Origin of the sequence: Arthrobacter sp. efr-133-R2A-120, assembly GCF_030209835.1 — a bacterium.
GTDB lineage: Bacteria > Actinomycetota > Actinomycetes > Actinomycetales > Micrococcaceae > Arthrobacter.
The window spans coordinates 42307-58756 of the sequence record NZ_JARVRF010000002.1 but is presented as its reverse complement, the minus strand read 5'-3'; the positions used below and the strand labels follow the sequence as shown (position 1 = coordinate 58756).

Here is a 16450-nt window from a genome sequence, read left to right as displayed (position 1 = left end):
TATTCCATTTGGGTCTTCACAGCCGGGGCCAAGCCAGCTACAGTTGAGATAAATGAACGTCATTCATTTATTGGTCAGCCAACGGGGACGGCCACAGAAAGGACATCATGCTGAATCTTGATCGCGACGTCGTAATTGTCGGTGCCGGTCCGTCGGGGTTGACGGCTGCACGCGAATTGAAGAAGGCCGGGCTCAGTGTTGCCGTGCTTGAAGCACGCGACCGCGTCGGCGGCCGCACGTGGACCGACACCATTGACGGGGCCATGCTGGAGATCGGTGGACAATGGGTGTCCCCGGACCAGACCGCCCTTATGGGGCTCCTGGATGAACTGGGCCTGAAGATGTACTCCCGCTACCGCGACGGCGAATCTGTCTACCTCGCACCTGACGGCAGCCGCACCCGCTACACCGGGGCTTCCTTCCCGGTGAGCGAAACCACTGCAGCCGAGATGGAGAAGCTCACCGCCATCTTGGACGGCCTCGCCGCCGAGATGGGCCCGGAGGAGCCCTGGGCCCACCCCAAGGCCCGCGAATTGGACACCATTTCCTTCCACCACTGGCTGCGCCAGAACTCCACGGACGAGGAAGCCTGCAACAACATCGGCTTGTTCATCGCCGGTGGCATGCTGACCAAGCCGGCCCACGCCTTCTCTGCGCTGCAAGCAGTGCTGATGGCGGCTTCGGCAGGCTCCTTCTCCAACCTGACGGACGAAGACTTCATCCTGGACAAGCGGGTTATTGGCGGCATGCAGCAGGTCTCCCTGCTGATCGCCGCGGAACTGGGTGACGACGTCGTACTTAACAGCCCGGTCCGCACCATCAATTGGGAGCCGGCGGGTGAAGGCCATCGCGTCACCGTTGAGTCCGAGCGCGCAACCGTCAACGCGCGATTCGTCATCATGGCTGTCCCGCCGAACCTGTACTCCCGCGTGTCCTACAACCCGCCGCTGCCGCGCCGCCAGCACCAGATGCACCAGCATCAGTCCCTGGGCCTGGTCATCAAAGTCCACGCTGTCTACAGCACGCCGTTCTGGCGCGAAGACGGCCTGTCCGGCACGGGCTTCGGCGCCGACGCCCTGGTTCAGGAGGTCTACGACAACACGAACCATGGAGACACCCGCGGGACCCTGGTGGGCTTCATCTCGGACGAAAAGGCAGACGCCGTCTTCGAGCTCAGCGCAGAGGACCGTAAGAAGAAGGTCCTTGAGTCCATCGCGAGCTTCCTGGGCGAAAAGGCCCTGGACGCCGAGGTCTACTACGAATCCGACTGGGGTTCCGAAGAATGGACCCGCGGGGCCTACGCGGCCAGCTACGACCTGGGTGGTTTGCACCGCTACGGCAAGGACCAACACGCCAATGTCGGACCCATCTACTGGTCCTCCTCCGATCTGGCTGCGGAAGGCTACCAGCACGTGGACGGCGCAGTCCGGATGGGCCAGGCAACGGCCGCCCGGATCGTCACCGCCAACAACCGTGTCGCTGCGGTACCGGTCTCCTAGTCGATCCTATCCACACGTGAGGTCTCGGCTCTTTCGCTCGTTGAAAGGGTCGAGACCTCACTTTTGGAATCCGGGCATTCGGTCCCGCCACCAAGATTGTTGAACAATCTTCCCGTTTCAGGCATGATGGTGAGGTATTCAACCTGAGACGGGGATCACAATGCCTTTTATTGACCTCAACAGCGACGTCGGAGAATCGTTCGGCAACTGGACCATGGGCGACGACGCTGCAGTCTTCCGCTACGTGTCGAGTGCCAATGTGGCCTGCGGATTCCATGCCGGAGATCCCAGCACCATCGCCCGCACCTGCCGTGAGGCCGTCGCCGCAGGAGTGGCCATCGGTGCCCACGTGGGCTATCGGGACCTCGCGGGCTTCGGCCGCCGTTTCCTCGACTGCTCCGCAACGGAACTGGCCGACGACGTCCTCTACCAACTCGGCGCGCTTCAAGCCCTGGCCCGTGCTGCCGGCTCGGAGATCAAGTACGTCAAGCCCCACGGAGCCCTCTACAACACGATCGTCCACCACGAGGTCCATGCCCAGGCGGTCGTCGACGCCGTCCATTCCTTCAGTCCCGGACTCCCGCTCCTTCTCCTGCCGGGCTCCGTCGCACTCGCCAAAGCCGAAGCGAAGGGGCTTCGGGGAGTAGCCGAGGCATTCGCTGACCGCGCCTACAACCCGGACGGCACCCTCGTATCGCGCCGCGAAGAAGGCGCCGTGCTTCACGATCACGCTGCCATCACGGAGAACATGGTCCGTCTGGCAACGGAAGGCAAGGTCGTGGCCCGCGACGGTTCCACCCGGAACGTACATGCAGAAAGCATCTGCGTCCACGGAGACACTCCCGGCGCCGTGGCCATGGCAGCCGCTGTCCGCGCGGGACTCGAGTCCGCCGGGGTCACCGTACGGAGCTTCGCATGAGCCTCACGGGAATACGCTGGGCCGGCCCGCGCGCCTTGCTGGTGGAGCTTTCCGACCTCCCTTCCGTGCTGGCGTTTCATTCCCGCCTGCTTGCCGAGCCACTGCCCGGCCAGCTTGATGCGGTCGCCGCGGCAGCCACCGTACTGCTTAAGTTCGGAACGCACGCCGAGGCACTCGCGGCGCGCGCCGCCGTCGGGCATGTTGACCTGGGAGCGGTGCCACACGACAGTTCCCGCGACGTCACCATCGAAGTGGTGTACGACGGCGAGGACCTCACCGAGGTGGGCATGCTCACCGGTCTGGGCCGGGACGGCGTCGTGGCCGGGCACACCGGCCAGCTTTGGATCGCGGCTTTCGGCGGATTCGCCCCGGGTTTCACGTACCTGCTCGGCGAGAACCACAGCCTCGACGTTCCGCGCCGCAGCTCGCCGCGTACCTCCGTTCCGGCCGGTTCCGTGGCGCTCGGCGGGGCGTTTTCCGCCGTCTATCCGCGGCAGTCCCCGGGCGGCTGGCAACTGATCGGGCGCACGACGGCGGTCCTCTGGGATCTCGAGCGGGAGTCACCGGCGCTTGTTCGTCCGGGAGACCGGGTCCGGTATGTGGCGGTCCGAGAGGCCATCGCGTTGACTCCGGCACCGCCGGCAGCCCGCGAAGTCAACGGACCCGCCTTGGTTGTGGACTCACCCGGACTTCAATCGCTGGTCCAGGACCTCGGGCGCCCCGGACTAGGGGATCTGGGAGTCTCAGCCGCGGGCGCCGTGGACCAACAATCGACGCGTCAGGCCAATCGCTTGGTGGGCAACGAAGCCCGTGCTGCGGTTGTGGAAACGGTGCTGGGCGGACTCTCGGTCCGGGCCGTCGGCGACCAGGTGCTCGCTGTTGCCGGGGCGGTGGTCCCTTTGGAAATCCGCGATGCTTCGGGGGATCCGGCCCGCTGCGCCGCGATGTGCGCTCCCTTCGTCCTCCTGGACGGCGAAACCCTTAACCTGGGGGAACCGACGCTCGGGGCCCGCAGCTACCTTGCCGTCCGCGGCGGGATTGATGTGCATCCGGTGCTCGGCAGCCGCTCAAGCGACTCGATGTCCGGAATCGGTCCCGCACGCTTGGTGGCCGGGACCCGGCTCCCCGTGGGAAGAGCGCCGCTGTTCCAGATGGTCGGCGCTCCCGAGGAATCCACGCTGCGGCTAGGAGCCGTCTTTACCGAGCTGCGCATCACCCTGGGCCCCCGGGACGACTGGTTTGATTCCAGCGCACTCGGGTCGCTCACGGGCCAGGACTGGGTCACCACCGAGCAGTCCAACAGGATCGGCGTCCGGCTCAAGCCCGTCGGCTGCGTGACGATCGAACGCAACCGGACGGCAGAGCTCCCCAGCGAAGGCGCCGTTGCCGGCGCACTCCAAGTGCCGCCCAATGGCCATCCCGTCCTCTTCCTGGCCGACCACCCGGTGACCGGCGGGTATCCGGTGATTGCCGTCGTCGTACCCGAAGACCTGCCGACGGCGGCGCAATTGCCGCCCGGCCACCGCGTGCGGTTCACGATCGTGGACCCCGCAACCCTTGAACCACATGAACCTGCCGTTGCCGGCGCTGTCTCCGAAGGAACCCAGCCATGAAGAAGGTCCTGATCGCCAACCGCGGCGAGATCGCCGTGCGGATTGCCCGCGCCTGCTCAGACGAGGGCTTGCGGTCTGTTGCCGTGTACTCGGACCCCGACGCCGACGCCCTCCACGTGCGGTTCGCCGACGAGGCCTACCCACTGCGAGGTTCCACCGGCGCCCAGACGTACTTGGACATCGCCAAGCTGATCGACGTCGCCCGCCGCGCCGGTGCCGACGCCGTGCACCCCGGATATGGCTTCCTCTCCGAGAACGCCGACTTCGCGCAGGCCGTGATCGACGCGGGCCTCACATGGATCGGCCCGGCACCGCAGTCCATACGGGAACTGGGAAACAAGGTGGTCGCCCGCGAGATCGCCGTCCGCGCCGGGGCCCCCCTTGTTCCCGGCAGCGACGGACCTGTGGCCAACGCCGCCGAAGTACTTGCGTTCGCCTTGGAGCACGGTATGCCAGTGGCCATCAAGGCTGCTTTCGGCGGTGGCGGCCGAGGGCTCAAGATTGCGCGGCGCCTGGAGGACATCGAGGACGCGTTCGAATCGGCCGTGCGTGAGTCCAAGGCGGCTTTCGGACGCGACGAATGCTTCGTGGAGCGCTTCCTGGACCAGCCACGGCACGTCGAGGCGCAGGTCCTGGCCGATATGCACGGCAACGTGGTGGTCCTCGGAACCCGCGATTGCTCCCTGCAGCGTCGGAACCAGAAGCTCGTGGAGGAGGCCCCCGCACCCTTCCTGAGCCCTGAACAGCGCAAGCTCATCCACGAATCGGCCAAGTCCATTTGCCGCGAGGCCGGATACTACGGTGCGGGAACCGTCGAATACCTCGTGGCCGTGGACGGCACCATCTCCTTCCTGGAGGTCAACACGCGCCTGCAGGTGGAACATCCTGTCACCGAGGAAACCTCCGGCGTGGACCTGGTCCGCGAGCAGTTCCGGATCGCCGCGGGCGGCGTCCTCTCCCTGACGGAAGACCCGGAGCCGAAAGGCCACGCCTTCGAGTTCCGCCTCAACGCCGAGGATCCTGCCCGCGGCTTCCTGCCGGGCCCCGGCGTGGTGGACGCGTTCGAGGCGCCCACCGGTCCGGGCATCCGCGTGGACTCGGGGGTTCGATCCGGCTCAGTGGTTCCTGGAGAATACGATTCCCTCCTGGCCAAGCTGATCGTCCGGGGCGAGGACCGGCAGCAGGCCCTGCGCCGCGCCCGGGTTGCCCTGGACGAGATGCAGATCAAGGGTTTGCCCACCGTGCTTCCCTTCCACCGGGCCGTGGTCCGCCACGAGGCTTTCACCTCGGAGGACAAGCTCGGCGTCTACACCACGTGGATCGAGACCGAGTTCGCCGAAGAGCTGGCCGCCTCTCCGGAGGTCGCCCGCGTGGCCCCAGGCTCCGAACGAAGCACGTTCACGGTGGAGTTGGACGGTAAAGCGGTACAACTTGGGCTACCCGTTCGCTTGTTCGAAGCGCTGATGAACGGTGGCGGCGGTTCCGTTTCTGCTGCCCCGGCTCCGGTTGTGGCCGACGACGCCGGGCTGGCCTCGCCGATGTCCGGCTCGCTGGTGAAGTGGTTGGTTGAGGACGGGGCAGCCGTGGAAGCCGGTCAACCCGTGGCCGTGTTGGAGGCCATGAAGATGGAAACCACTGTCCCGGCCCACCGTTCCGGCACCGTGGCGCGGGGTCCGCACGAACCGGGCGCCGCCGTCGGGCGCGGAGAGGTGATCGCGAGCATCGGCTGAGGGGTCGCCTGCGGGGGCATCGCCGTTCGGTAGATTTGGGGCATGCCCATGAACGCAGCGCTTCAAGGAATCGCCGACGCCGGCCACGCCACCCACGCCCACACCGGAGCGTGGGTTGCCGCCCAGCTTCGCCAGCGCATCTCCGATGGTCTGTTGCCGCCCGGCACGAAGCTCTCCGAGCAAGCTTTGTCCGAGGCGCTCGGCGTATCCCGGAACACCCTGAGGGAGGCCTTCACCGTCCTGGCGGGTGAATCCGTGGTCCAGCGCATCCCCAACCGCGGCGTGTTCGTAGCCGCTCCCGGAGCGGACGACGTCCGCGAAATCTACCGGGTGCGCCGCTTGATCGAGCCCGCGGCCGTGTTGTGGGGCGATGTCCCGGCGGGAGCCCTAGACGCCATGGACGTCATCGTCGACAAAGCCCGGGCCGCCCTCGCGGAAGGATCCGTGGCTGGCATGGCGGACGCCAACCAGGAACTGCATAAGGCCCTGGTGTCGTTGTCCGGAAGCGCCTCCCTGGACGCATTGATGGAGAAAGTGCTTGCCGAGATGCGATTGGTCTTCCACGCCATGGCCACCACCCCCGACTTCCACGGGCATTACGTTGAACGCAACGCCGCCTTGGTTGCCCAGATCCGCAACGGGGAGCGCGAAGAGGCCGCAGCCGAATTGCGCCGCTACCTCGACGGTGCCGAGCACGAACTCCTTGTGCACATCGGGGCAATTCCATAAGGTGCACGAAACAGGCGCGACGCGGCCTACGGCGCGGAAGCACCCGCCGCTGCTTCGGCTTCGGCCATCGCGGTGTCCAACTGCTGGACCGCGCGGGCATAGTCCGTCCCCGCAGTGAGACGGCAGCGTTGGGCTTCCTGCAGTGCGCGGACCAAGGCGGCGGTCTGCGGAACGTTGACGTCGCTCATGCCGGGGAAGTCGATGCCCTTGGCGGGATCCAGTTCATACCTTTGCCAGCGGGCCAGGAGGGCGTCGTGACGGGCTGCCGCTTCCGTGAAACCGCTGCGGTTTTGACGTTTCTGCTCCAGTTTCCGGCCGACGGCAAAGGCGGCAACCGCGGCAGCTAGGCCGAGGAAGAGCATCAAGAGCCCGACGGCGGGGGAGGCCAACGCGGGGATGAGGACTGCGGGGACAATCACCACGAGTCCGGCGAAGATGTTCCAGAAGGTGGCGTCCGGCTCTTTGACGAGGTCCCGGTCGCGGTGGCCGAGGGGCCCCTGGAAGGCGAGGCGGCCGCCGTCGGGGGCTCCGTGGATGACCGCTTTTCGGACCGTGTTGACCGTAAAGGCCACTGCGCACATGAGCAAAACCGCCCACAGCCCGATCTCCCAGAACGTCAGCTGGATTCCAGTTGTGGCGGGCAATCGGACCACCTCCACGCGAATGCGCACCCCTTTGAAATCAGTATGCGCCGAGGAAGCCCTGGAGGCGAGAGCCCGATTTGCTCCTCAACGCAGGAAGGCAGGACACCCCGGGGTGTCCTGCCTTCCTGCGGAAGTCCGGTTGGAGCTTAAGCGTGGTCCCGCTTGGATGCCTTGGGCGCGTCCCGCTTGGCAGCGGCGTTTGTCTTGGCGTCCTTCGTGGCTTCCTTCTTGGCAGCTTCTTCCTTGATGCGCTTTGCCTCGGAGCGCACGGCTGCGTGCGTGGCGCGCTCGACGACGAGCCACTGCGGGGGAGCTGCGAGCAGTTCGGTGATTTCCGCCGTCGTCAGGGGATCCGTGATTCCGCCGCGGGCGAGGCCGCTGATGGAGATATTCAGCTTCTGTGCCACCACGGGACGCGGGTGCGGACCCGTGCGGCGTAGCTCGGCGAGCCACTCCGGGGCGTTGGCTTGGAGCTCGGCGAAATCGGCGCGGGTGATTTCCGAATCCTGGAACTCCTGGGGTGTTGCAGGCAGGTAGATGCCAAGTTTCTTGGCAACGGTGGCCGGCTTCATGGACTGGGAGTTTGCAGAGGTCATGGTTCAAGGGTATCCGCCCCCACAGGGAAGTGGCACAGCCGCTGTTCTAGGATGAATCCATGCCGCACATAAGAGTCGCCGGGGCCGCCCGGAAAGTCCCGGTGACGCAAGCCCCGGCGTACCGCAAGCCTTGATGAACTTCAGCGGGATTCCACGGTGGGTCTATGGCCTTGCGGCAGTGGGCGGCCTGTTCGTCTTGTTGCCGCTGGCTGCCATGGTCGCAAAGGTCAATTGGGCGCAGTTCATCCCGCTGGTGACCTCCGATTCCTCGCTGACGGCCCTAGGGCTCAGCCTCCGTACCTCGGCAGCGAGCACCGCGCTCTGCGTTGTCTTGGGCATCCCCTTGGCCCTCGTCCTTGCCCGCCGGCCCTTTCGCGGGCAGCGGCTCCTCCGCGCTTTCGTCCTCCTGCCCTTGGTGTTGCCGCCGGTGGTGGGCGGCATTGCGCTGCTCTACACATTCGGGCGGCAGGGTCTTCTGGGGAAGAGCCTTGAGCTCGCGGGCATCCAGATCGCCTTTTCGACGACGGCGGTGGTCCTCGCCCAGACGTTCGTGGCCCTGCCGTTCCTGGTAGTCAGCCTCGAAGGCGCCTTACGGACGGCCGGCAATCGCTACGAAGCCGTTGCCGCGACGCTCGGCGCCCGCCCCACCACCATCCTGCGGCGTGTGACCGTACCCATGGTCCTCCCCGGGCTCGCGTCCGGGGCCGTACTGTCCTTTGCCCGCAGCCTGGGCGAGTTCGGGGCCACGCTGACTTTCGCGGGGAGCCTGCAAGGTGTCACGAGGACCTTGCCGCTGGAAATCTACCTGCAGCGCGAGACCGACGCGGACGCCGCCGTCGCGCTTTCACTGGTTCTCGTCGCGGTGGCTGTGATCGTCGTCGGCCTGTCTTACCGGCGTCCGCACCGCGCGGACATTCCCGCGGAGGCCGCCGCGTGAGTTTCCACATTGACGCCACCGTTCGGGCCCGCAACCTCGACGTGTCGTTGAGCCTTGGGCAAGCGGAAACCGTGGCGATCCTCGGGCCCAACGGGGCCGGAAAATCGACGCTCCTGTCCGTCGCGGCGGGACTCGTGCGCCCGGATGCCGGCTCTGCCCGCCTAGGGGACCAGGTTCTCTTCAACCTCGACGGCGGCAGCCGGGTATGGACCCCTCCTCACCTTCGCGGTACGGCGCTGTTGGCGCAGGAACCGCTGCTTTTCCCGCACCTGAGCGTCCTCGACAACGTGGCCTTCGGCCCGCGCAGCGCAGGCGCTTCCCGGGCGGAATCACGCGAAACCGCGCGGCACTGGCTAGCTGAAGTCGACGTCATGGAGTTCTCCGGGCGGAAGCCCGGGCAGCTGTCCGGGGGACAAGCCCAGCGTGTTGCGGTGGCCCGCGCGCTGGCGGCAAGTCCCGAGTTGCTGCTTCTTGACGAACCAATGTCCGCACTGGACATCCACGCCGCTCCGCACTTGCGCCGGCTCCTGAAACGCGTCCTGTCCGGGCGTCGGGCCCTGATCATTACCCACGACGTCTTGGACGCGCTCATGCTCGCGGACCGCGTAATCGTCATGGACAAGGGCAGGATTGTGGAGGAAGGCGCCACCCGTGAGGTCTTCCGGCGTCCACGAAGCCAATTCGCCGCGGGCCTGGCCGGGGTGAACCTCATGGCGGGCACCGTCACGGAGGACGGACTCAGGACCTTCGCCAACGCGGAGCTGCCCAGCTTGCATGTTGCGGGACACCTCGATGACGAAGCGGAACCGGGCGAGCCCGGCGTCGCGGCCTTCCCGCCGTCGGCCGTTTCCATCTTCCTGGATGCCGCCCACGGAAGCCCGCGCAACTCGTTCCCCGTTGCGATCACGGATCTTGAACCGCACGGGGACCACATCAGGGTCCGGGCTGGCGATCTGGCAGCGGACATCACGCCGTCCGCGTCCGCCGAGCTGGGACTGGAACCCGGATCGCGCGTCTACTTTGTGGTCAAGGCCACGGCGGTCCAGGTCTACGCGGCATAGCCTGGGCCGGCGCTGGGTTGGCTACCGCCCGCGCGGTACTGTGAACTGGTGCCATCCGATCAAGAATCCCTGCCCGCCGTCGGCGTCCCCGGCGCCTCCGACGCTGAAACAAGCGGCCCCCAGGGGCTGACTTTCGCCTACGTCGCCGGCGTGACGCCCGGGAAATGGATCCGGCGCTGGGAAGAACGCATGCCCGATGTTCCGCTGCACTCGTTCATGTCCGACGACGGCGCGCAGCTGGAGGTCCTGCGCGACGGTTCCGCGGATCTCAGCTTTGTCCGCTTGCCCGTGGATCGCGATGGACTCCACGTCATTCCGCTCTACGAAGAGCAGCCCGTGGTGGTGGCCCCGAAGGGCCACGAAATCTCGGTGTTCGAAGAGGTGGCGCTGGAGGATCTCGCAGAGGAGAACTTCCTGGATGTCACCGCAATGGGCGGGCCGGAGATGGCCATGCAGGTGGTGGCCTCGGGTGCCGGCGTCGTGATCCTGCCGATGTCCGTGGCCCGGCATTTCAACGTCAAGGACACGGTAGCGCGGCGCCTGACCGGGGCCGAAGGGACGCAGATCGCCCTTGCCTGGCCGAGCGACTCCTCGAGCGAGGTCATCGAGGAATTCATTGGCATTGTCCGGGGCCGGACCGCGCAGAGTTCGCGGCAGCCTTCGGCGCAGCAAGAGAAGCCCAAGAGGGCACCCAAGCCGGACCGGCGCGGGACCGGTGCCAAAAAGCCTGCAGTGGCTCAGCGCTATGCCCCGAACCCGGACAAGGGCAGGGGCAAGGGCTCCCGCAAGAAAGGAAAGCGCTAGGCCATGGGACTTGGAGCCAAGCCGACCATCCGGGACGTCGCCAAAAGCGCCGGCGTTTCCCTCACCACCGTGTCCTACGTCTTGTCCGGGCGCCTTGGTGGCACCACCCGCATCAGCGAAGCAACACAAGAGCGTGTCCAAGCCGCGGCCAAGGAACTGGGTTACGTACCCAATCAGGCCGCCCGCGGAATGCGCCGCGGCAAGACCGACCTCGTGGCGATCGCCATCGGCGACCTTGAGTGGCCGTGGGACCGGGCCTTGGCGACTGCGGCGGCACGCATTTTGCCCCAGCATGGCTACCAGCCCGTGATCCTCATCGGCGAGGGATGGCGGCGGTTCATGCTCTCCGGCGGTGCCGACGGCGCCATTATCGGGGCTCTTCCACCCGGCACCCTCCTTGACCTCACAGTGGGGGAGCTGGCCCGGCGCGGAGTAGCCCAGGTCATCATTTCGGACACGATGCAGCCTGCCGGGTTCGATGTCCTGGCCCCTGGATCCGCGGGCGGGACTCCGGAACCGGAAGCCCTCGAAGGAGCCATCACGTTGCTTCTGGACCGGCTCGCCGGACGCACCATTGGCGCGGGAACCACCAAGGCCGCGCCTTGGGAGTTCAAGACTCCGTAGCTTTCCCGAGCCCAACTGACTCGCGTTTGTTGTCGTTTTGGCGGCTCATAACGACAACAACTGCGAGTGAGTTGGGTGGGCCGGGGGACGTTAGCCTGCGTTGAGCTTGCCTGCCAGCCGTTCTCGCATCCGGACGCTCGCCGCGTTGAGGCCGATGAGCTCCACCTCGCGGCCGTGCCTGCGGTATTTCTCGGTCACGGAATCCAGTACGGCAACGGTGGAAGCATCCCAGATGTGCGAGGCATGCAGGTCGATGACCACGTGGTCGATTCCCTCCGAGGAATCCTTCGCATAGTCGAACTGCGTGTAGAGGTCATTGGACGAGGCGAAGAACAACTCGCCGTCCACCGTGTAGCTCGCCACGGTCCGGCCGTTGAGCTCGAGTTCGCTCCGCTCCACAGTGGCGAAATGGGCCACTCGCCTCGCAAACAGCACCATGGCCGTCAGAACGCCCGCTCCTACCCCGATGGCCAGGTTGTGCGTGGCCACCACCACGGCTACCGTCACGAGCATGACGCCGGTCTCGGACTTCGGCAGTCGCTTGAGCGTCGTGGGCCGGATCGAATGCCAGTCAAAGGTGATGAGGGATACGAAGATCATCACGGCCACCAAAGCGGCCATCGGAATCATGCCCACCACGTCCCCGAGCGCCACCACAAGGACCAACAGGAACGCTCCGGCCAGGAACGTCGACAGCCGGCTGCGGGCACCCGAACCCTTGACGTTGATCATGGTCTGGCCAATCACGGCGCAGCCGCCCAAGCCACCCAGGAAACCGGTGACGATGTTGGCGATGCCTTGGCCCCAAGAAACACGGGTTTTGTTGGAGCGGGTATCCGTGATGTCATCCACGAGCTTGGCCGTCAAGAGGGACTCTAGGAGGCCCACCAGCGCCATGGACAAAGCAAACGGTGCAATCGTCTGGAAGGTCTCCCAGGTCAAAGGAACATTGGGCAGGAAGAAACCGGGAAGGCTGTTGGGAAGTTCGCCCTTGTCATGCACCGTAGGAACATTGATTCCGGCCAGTACCGTGACGATTGTGAGGGCGACGACCGCCACCAAAGGCGCGGGCACCGCCGTCGTGATTCTGGGCAAACCGAAGACGATCAGCAGCCCGACGGCCACAATCGGATAGACCATCCAGGGAACGCCTAGGAGTTCAGGCAGCTGCGCCATGAACACCAGGATGGCCAAGGCATTCACGAACCCGATCATCACCGAACGCGGAATGAAGCGCATCAGCCGCGTGACGCCCAGGACCGCCAGGACGATTTGGAAGATGCCTGCCAGGATCACCGTGGCAATCAGGTAGTTGAGCCCGTGGTCCTTCATGACTGGTGCGATCACGAGTGCGACGGCGCCGGTGGCCGCGGAGATCATGGCAGATCGGCCGCCGACGATCGCGGTGGTGACTCCCATGGTGAAGGACGCGAAAAGCCCGATCCGTGGATCCACGCCGGCGATTACGGAGAACGCGATGGCCTCCGGAATGAGGGCAAGCGCCACCACCAAGCCGGCCAATGCTTCCGTCTTGAGCCTGCGTGGTGAGCGCAGCGTGAAACGGAGGGACTGGAGCTGCTCGGGTGTCATGGGTCCTTAGCTGTTGGTCAGGCGGTACCGCTCAATCTGTTTGAGGCGCCGCTGGAGGCTGTCCCGCCGGGGGTGGGGGACGACGTCGGGCGCCTCGGCGGTGAGGTCGATGTGTTCAGTGCCGTACTGCCACAGCAGGAGGTCATCCAGGAGGCGGTCCGGTCCAGGGGAGTAACGGTGGTCCAGGGCCTTGCGGACCTCGGTGATCCGGTTGGCACTGAGGAGTCCGGCGAGTTCCACGGTCTTGTTCAGTCCGTGGGCCGCAAGGAGCTCCGCGGCCCAACCCCAGTCGTCATCAACTTTACGGTCAACGTGCGGAAGCAGCGTCCGCCAAACGTCACGCACACGATTGGGCGTGAGGGGCATGGAACCTTCACCGTCGAGATCCCAGTAACCGCGGACTTCCTCGTAGCGTTCGTGGAGGTCGGCAAAGGCGCTCTCCACGGTTTCGAGCATTGCCGCTGTGGCGGTGAACTGGCGGTCGAAATGCGGCGTCCATGCGCGCGGATCCTCGGCCTTGAAGCGGATGTCGTGTTCGATCTCGCTCCAGGCGTGCGCGAAAACCGTGCGGATCTGGCACTCGAAGAAGTAGCTGCCATTCGGGGGGATGTCCGGATTGAAGACTTGCTGGTAGGCCTTCACGGACTCGTTCTGGATGGTGCGGAGGATAAGGTGGCGGCTCGAATATCCGTAGGTGCCGGACTCTATGGAGCCGATGTCCTTCTCAAGGTCGCCGCGGCAATCGAAAAGTTGGCGCTGGCGCTTGATCAAGTTGGCAACCGCGGCGTTCTCGGCCGGAAGCTTGGTGATGACGCGCAGCCCCACCATGTCGTTCAGGGTCCGGAACGGGTCCGGGAACTTCAGCACCCGCGGGCCGCCCTCCAAGGGCACCTCGGTACGGGAAATCTTCTCCCGGAAAGACTCGACCGTCTTGGTGCGTCCCGTGACGAAGAGCGGCACGGACTCGCTGTTCTTGAGCATGTCCCGCAGGGTCAACAGGACGTCGCGGGTAACGAGTTTCAGGGCAGGCCGGACCCGTTCGTAGAGCTCCACATTCGCCTGTACTGATTCGCGCAGCTGAGGATCCAAGCTGTCCCAATTGCTAGCCATGCCTCCAGCTTACGGTGGAGGGCCGACAGTGAAGCGGAGCAGGAGCCTCTGGTGCTACCGGTGCGCCACCTGGAAGCAGGAGGGTACGCTCGGGCAGTGCCTTGAGGAAGGCTCCGCGTTGATCCTCAAACCATTGCTCCCGCTCCGCGGCGCTCCTCCGCGATAGGCTCGGCACAAAGGAGGACACGATGAAGCGGCACAAGTACTACTACGGCCAGCACTCCAGCCAATGGGGCGAGCTGTTCGTACCAGACAATTCGCTGCAGCCACACCGCAGCAGACCCGACGGAGTGGTGGTGGTGATCCATGGAGGCTATTGGCGCTCCCAGTACGGCGCGGAACTCGGTGAGCCGATTGCCCGGGACCTTGCTGCGCATGGAATAGCCGCCTGGAACCTCGAGTACCGGAGGGCAGGAAACGGAGGCGGCTGGCCGCATACGTTCGAAGATGTCCTCGATGGGATCGACCACCTGGGCGAGATTGCCGGCAAGCATGAACTCAATCTGAACAAAGTGGTGGCGCTGGGACACTCCGCGGGCGGCCATCTCGCGGTCTGGGCAGCCGGACGGGAAAAGCTCTCCAAGATCGGCGCCCCGGACGCCGACCGGCAGCTCCATCGGCATGAAAACGGCGCGGCAGTGCGGCTGACCGGCGTCGTGAGCCAATCTGGTCTGCTGAATTTGGCTGACGCCGAGCGGCTCAACCTGAGCAACGGCGCGGTCGACAACCTCATGGGTGGCGACTCGGTGAGATACCCCAAACGGCATATCTATGCGGACCCCATGAGGTCCCTGCCTATCCCCGTTCCGGTCTTCGCAGTCCACGCTGCATCGGACGAGGATGTCCCTTGCAGCCAGTCCGAGGCCTACGTTGCCGCAGCCACCGCTTCCGGGGGCGCGGCCCAGTTCCTCAAGGTGCCCGGCGACCACTACGACCTGATCGACCCCAGGGCGGTCGCGTACAAGAAGTGCCGGGAGTTGGTGCAGCGACTGCTGGGGTGACGGTTTGCAGGCAAAGTCACCAGCTGTCATCGAGAGACGCGCACCACATCCGCGTGGCAGAGTTGTCCCATGCTGACAGTCATAGGTGAAGCGCTGGTTGATGTCGTCCAGCGTTCCTCGGGAATCGACGCCCACGTGGGCGGCAGTCCGCTCAACGTTGCCGTGGGTCTGGCCAGACTGGACCACGCGGTCCAGTTCATTGGCCGCTTCGGCAAGGACGCCTACGGGGAATCGATCGCTGCCCATCTGCGCTCCAGTTCCGTCATGGTCCCGCTGCCGCCGGATGAGAGTCCCACGAGCGTGGCCACCGCTTTGATCGACGACGACGGCGCTGCCAGCTACACCTTCGACCTCGCCTGGGAGCTTCCCGGCCTCGCCGCGCGCTTGCCTTTCATGCTTCAGGGGACATCGCTCCTGCACACGGGCTCGATTGCCACCATGTTGGAGCCGGGCGCGGCTGAGGTCCTTGCCGCCGTCGAGCATGCCCATCCGAACGCGACTGTGAGCTTCGATCCCAACTGCCGGCCCAGCATCATCAAGGATCGAGAATTTGCGCGGGCTCAGGTGGAGCGTTTCGTGGCGCTTGCCGACGTGGTCAAGGCATCCGACGAGGACCTTGAGTGGCTCTATCCCGGCGTCGATGTCTTGGAATCGGCCAGACGCTGGCTGGGCCTGGGCGGCAGCGGGGGACCCGCCGTCGTGGTGGTCACGCGAGGCGCGGCCGGCCCTTGGGGCGTCACCGCCGCGGGCGAGGCCCAGGTGGACGCACCAAAGGTAGAGGTGGCGGATACGGTGGGCGCGGGCGATTCCTTCATGGCCGCGCTCCTCTCGGGGATCGTTGACCACGGGCTGGCGGGGGCCCAGAACCGCGACGAGCTGCATGCCATGCCCGCCGAAGTGCTCGAAGGAATCCTCAACCATGCGGCGCGCGCCGCGGCGATCACGGTCTCCCGGCCAGGCGCGAACCCGCCGACCCGCGCGGAACTTAACGCCCTGGGCGTCCCGGAGTCCGGTGCAAGTGTCGAAAGGCAGTCATGAGTTACGCCGACCTCCCACGTGTCCCCTCCTTCGATGTCACCAGTGGCTCGCTGAAGGACGGTGACGCGCTCAGCCCGGCCCAGACCAGCAAGCGCTTCGGCGTGGCAGGCGGCAAAGACGAATCCCCGCAATTGAGCTGGAACGGAGCCCCCGAGGGCACCAAGGGTTACGTCGTCACCGTCTTCGACCCCGATGCTCCGAGGGCGGGCGGCTACTGGCACTGGGCAGTGGTCAACATCCCCGCCACTACGAACTCGTTGCCTGCCGGTGCCGGCGTTCCGGGTGGTGCGCACTTGCCGGCCGGAGCGGTTCAACTCAAGAACGACGCCGGGTTCCCCGGTTACTTGGGTGCCGCGCCTCCGCCCGGGCACGGTCCGCACCGGTACATCGTGGCCGTGCACGCGGTCGACGTCGAAGAACTGGGCCTCGACGCCGGTGCCTCCACGGAAGCGCTCGTCCGCAAGCTGGCAGCCCACACGCTGGGCCGGGCCGTCATCACGGGCCATTTCGAACAGCGTTAGCCTCGGCGGCGAATCCGATGCCGCCCCCACGTAG

The 16450-nt window shown here is 65.8% G+C and carries 16 protein-coding genes; 12 read left to right on the top strand and 4 right to left on the bottom strand.

The features are described from left to right. Positions 1-107 precede the first annotated feature (107 nt). The 5 genes from QRN52_RS01120 to QRN52_RS01100 all read left to right on the top strand — a co-directional run bounded on the left by QRN52_RS01120 (position 108) and on the right by QRN52_RS01100 (position 6490). Positions 108-1499, top strand: coding sequence for a flavin monoamine oxidase family protein (locus QRN52_RS01120; protein ID WP_284750972.1), 1392 nt, complete (start codon positions 108-110; stop codon positions 1497-1499). A gap of 160 nt (positions 1500-1659) precedes the next feature. Beyond that, a complete protein-coding gene (locus QRN52_RS01115) occupies positions 1660-2418 on the top strand; it encodes a LamB/YcsF family protein (protein WP_284750971.1) in 759 nt (252 codons plus the stop codon). After that, a complete protein-coding gene (locus tag QRN52_RS01110) occupies positions 2415-4031 on the top strand; it encodes a 5-oxoprolinase subunit B/C family protein (RefSeq protein WP_284750970.1) in 1617 nt (538 codons plus the stop codon). Before QRN52_RS01115 ends, QRN52_RS01110 begins: the two co-directional genes overlap by 4 nt. Further along, entirely contained in the window at positions 4028-5761 is a 1734-nt protein-coding gene (locus QRN52_RS01105) for an acetyl/propionyl/methylcrotonyl-CoA carboxylase subunit alpha (protein ID WP_284750969.1), read from the top strand. The genes QRN52_RS01110 and QRN52_RS01105 overlap by 4 nt, the downstream gene beginning before the upstream one ends. A 42-nt stretch (positions 5762-5803) precedes the next feature. Then, positions 5804-6490: a GntR family transcriptional regulator gene (locus QRN52_RS01100; RefSeq protein WP_284750968.1), complete on the top strand. Its 687-nt coding sequence runs from the start codon at positions 5804-5806 to the stop codon at positions 6488-6490. 26 nt (positions 6491-6516) lie between these two features. On the opposite strand, the gene QRN52_RS01095 is transcribed toward QRN52_RS01100, so the two are convergent. Together QRN52_RS01095 and QRN52_RS01090 are read right to left on the bottom strand one after the other, a co-directional pair. Further along, positions 6517-7134, bottom strand: a complete 618-nt coding sequence (locus QRN52_RS01095; RefSeq protein WP_284750967.1) for a hypothetical protein — start codon at positions 7132-7134, stop codon at positions 6517-6519. 146 nt (positions 7135-7280) lie between these two features. Beyond that, on the bottom strand, positions 7281-7730 hold the full coding sequence (locus QRN52_RS01090; protein WP_284750966.1) for a DUF5997 family protein: 450 nt from the start codon (positions 7728-7730) through the stop codon (positions 7281-7283). Positions 7731-7863: 133 nt separating this feature from the next. Here QRN52_RS01090 and QRN52_RS01085 point away from each other — a divergent pair, with 133 nt between their 5' ends. The 4 genes from QRN52_RS01085 to QRN52_RS01070 are packed head-to-tail and all read left to right on the top strand — an operon-like array spanning position 7864 to position 11156. After that, positions 7864-8667, top strand: a complete 804-nt coding sequence (locus tag QRN52_RS01085) for an ABC transporter permease (RefSeq protein ID WP_284750965.1) — start codon at positions 7864-7866, stop codon at positions 8665-8667. Further along, entirely contained in the window at positions 8664-9728 is a 1065-nt protein-coding gene (locus QRN52_RS01080) for a sulfate/molybdate ABC transporter ATP-binding protein (RefSeq protein WP_284750964.1), read from the top strand. The genes QRN52_RS01085 and QRN52_RS01080 overlap by 4 nt, the downstream gene beginning before the upstream one ends. Before the next feature lie 48 nt (positions 9729-9776). Further along, positions 9777-10532, top strand: a complete 756-nt coding sequence (locus QRN52_RS01075; RefSeq protein WP_390281554.1) for a LysR family transcriptional regulator substrate-binding protein — start codon at positions 9777-9779, stop codon at positions 10530-10532. A 3-nt stretch (positions 10533-10535) separates the two neighbouring features. Continuing rightward, positions 10536-11156 carry a LacI family DNA-binding transcriptional regulator gene (locus QRN52_RS01070; RefSeq protein ID WP_284750963.1) on the top strand — a complete coding sequence of 207 codons (621 nt, stop codon included), beginning with the start codon at positions 10536-10538 and terminating at the stop codon, positions 11154-11156. Positions 11157-11246: 90 nt separating this feature from the next. Here QRN52_RS01070 and QRN52_RS01065 read toward each other — a convergent pair whose 3' ends face one another. Together QRN52_RS01065 and QRN52_RS01060 are read right to left on the bottom strand one after the other, a co-directional pair. Next, positions 11247-12746, bottom strand: a complete 1500-nt coding sequence (locus QRN52_RS01065) for a SulP family inorganic anion transporter (protein ID WP_284750962.1) — start codon at positions 12744-12746, stop codon at positions 11247-11249. Positions 12747-12752: 6 nt separating this feature from the next. Beyond that, a complete protein-coding gene (locus QRN52_RS01060) occupies positions 12753-13856 on the bottom strand; it encodes a GTP pyrophosphokinase (RefSeq protein WP_059388901.1) in 1104 nt (367 codons plus the stop codon). A gap of 188 nt (positions 13857-14044) precedes the next feature. Here QRN52_RS01060 and QRN52_RS01055 point away from each other — a divergent pair, with 188 nt between their 5' ends. The 3 genes from QRN52_RS01055 to QRN52_RS01045 all read left to right on the top strand — a co-directional run bounded on the left by QRN52_RS01055 (position 14045) and on the right by QRN52_RS01045 (position 16416). After that, positions 14045-14857, top strand: coding sequence for an alpha/beta hydrolase (locus QRN52_RS01055; protein ID WP_284750961.1), 813 nt, complete (start codon positions 14045-14047; stop codon positions 14855-14857). 69 nt (positions 14858-14926) lie between these two features. Beyond that, positions 14927-15895: a carbohydrate kinase family protein gene (locus tag QRN52_RS01050; protein WP_284750960.1), complete on the top strand. Its 969-nt coding sequence runs from the start codon at positions 14927-14929 to the stop codon at positions 15893-15895. After that, entirely contained in the window at positions 15892-16416 is a 525-nt protein-coding gene (locus tag QRN52_RS01045; protein WP_284750959.1) for a YbhB/YbcL family Raf kinase inhibitor-like protein, read from the top strand. The genes QRN52_RS01050 and QRN52_RS01045 overlap by 4 nt, the downstream gene beginning before the upstream one ends. Positions 16417-16450 lie beyond the last annotated feature (34 nt).

Excerpts from the sequence above, each read along its gene's own strand:
- QRN52_RS01120 (WP_284750972.1), top strand. The coding sequence starts at position 108 with ATGCTGAATCTTGATCGCGACGTCGTAATTGTCGGTGCCGGTCCGTCG.
- QRN52_RS01115 (WP_284750971.1), top strand. The coding sequence starts at position 1,660 with ATGCCTTTTATTGACCTCAACAGCGACGTCGGAGAATCGTTCGGCAAC.
- QRN52_RS01110 (WP_284750970.1), top strand. The coding sequence starts at position 2,415 with ATGAGCCTCACGGGAATACGCTGGGCCGGCCCGCGCGCCTTGCTGGTG.
- QRN52_RS01105 (WP_284750969.1), top strand. The coding sequence starts at position 4,028 with ATGAAGAAGGTCCTGATCGCCAACCGCGGCGAGATCGCCGTGCGGATT.
- QRN52_RS01100 (WP_284750968.1), top strand. The coding sequence starts at position 5,804 with ATGCCCATGAACGCAGCGCTTCAAGGAATCGCCGACGCCGGCCACGCC.
- QRN52_RS01090 (WP_284750966.1), bottom strand. The coding sequence starts at position 7,730 with ATGACCTCTGCAAACTCCCAGTCCATGAAGCCGGCCACCGTTGCCAAG.
- QRN52_RS01085 (WP_284750965.1), top strand. The coding sequence starts at position 7,864 with ATGAACTTCAGCGGGATTCCACGGTGGGTCTATGGCCTTGCGGCAGTG.
- QRN52_RS01070 (WP_284750963.1), top strand. The coding sequence starts at position 10,536 with ATGGGACTTGGAGCCAAGCCGACCATCCGGGACGTCGCCAAAAGCGCC.
- QRN52_RS01065 (WP_284750962.1), bottom strand. The coding sequence starts at position 12,746 with ATGACACCCGAGCAGCTCCAGTCCCTCCGTTTCACGCTGCGCTCACCA.
- QRN52_RS01060 (WP_059388901.1), bottom strand. The coding sequence starts at position 13,856 with ATGGCTAGCAATTGGGACAGCTTGGATCCTCAGCTGCGCGAATCAGTA.
- QRN52_RS01055 (WP_284750961.1), top strand. The coding sequence starts at position 14,045 with ATGAAGCGGCACAAGTACTACTACGGCCAGCACTCCAGCCAATGGGGC.
- QRN52_RS01050 (WP_284750960.1), top strand. The coding sequence starts at position 14,927 with ATGCTGACAGTCATAGGTGAAGCGCTGGTTGATGTCGTCCAGCGTTCC.
- QRN52_RS01045 (WP_284750959.1), top strand. The coding sequence starts at position 15,892 with ATGAGTTACGCCGACCTCCCACGTGTCCCCTCCTTCGATGTCACCAGT.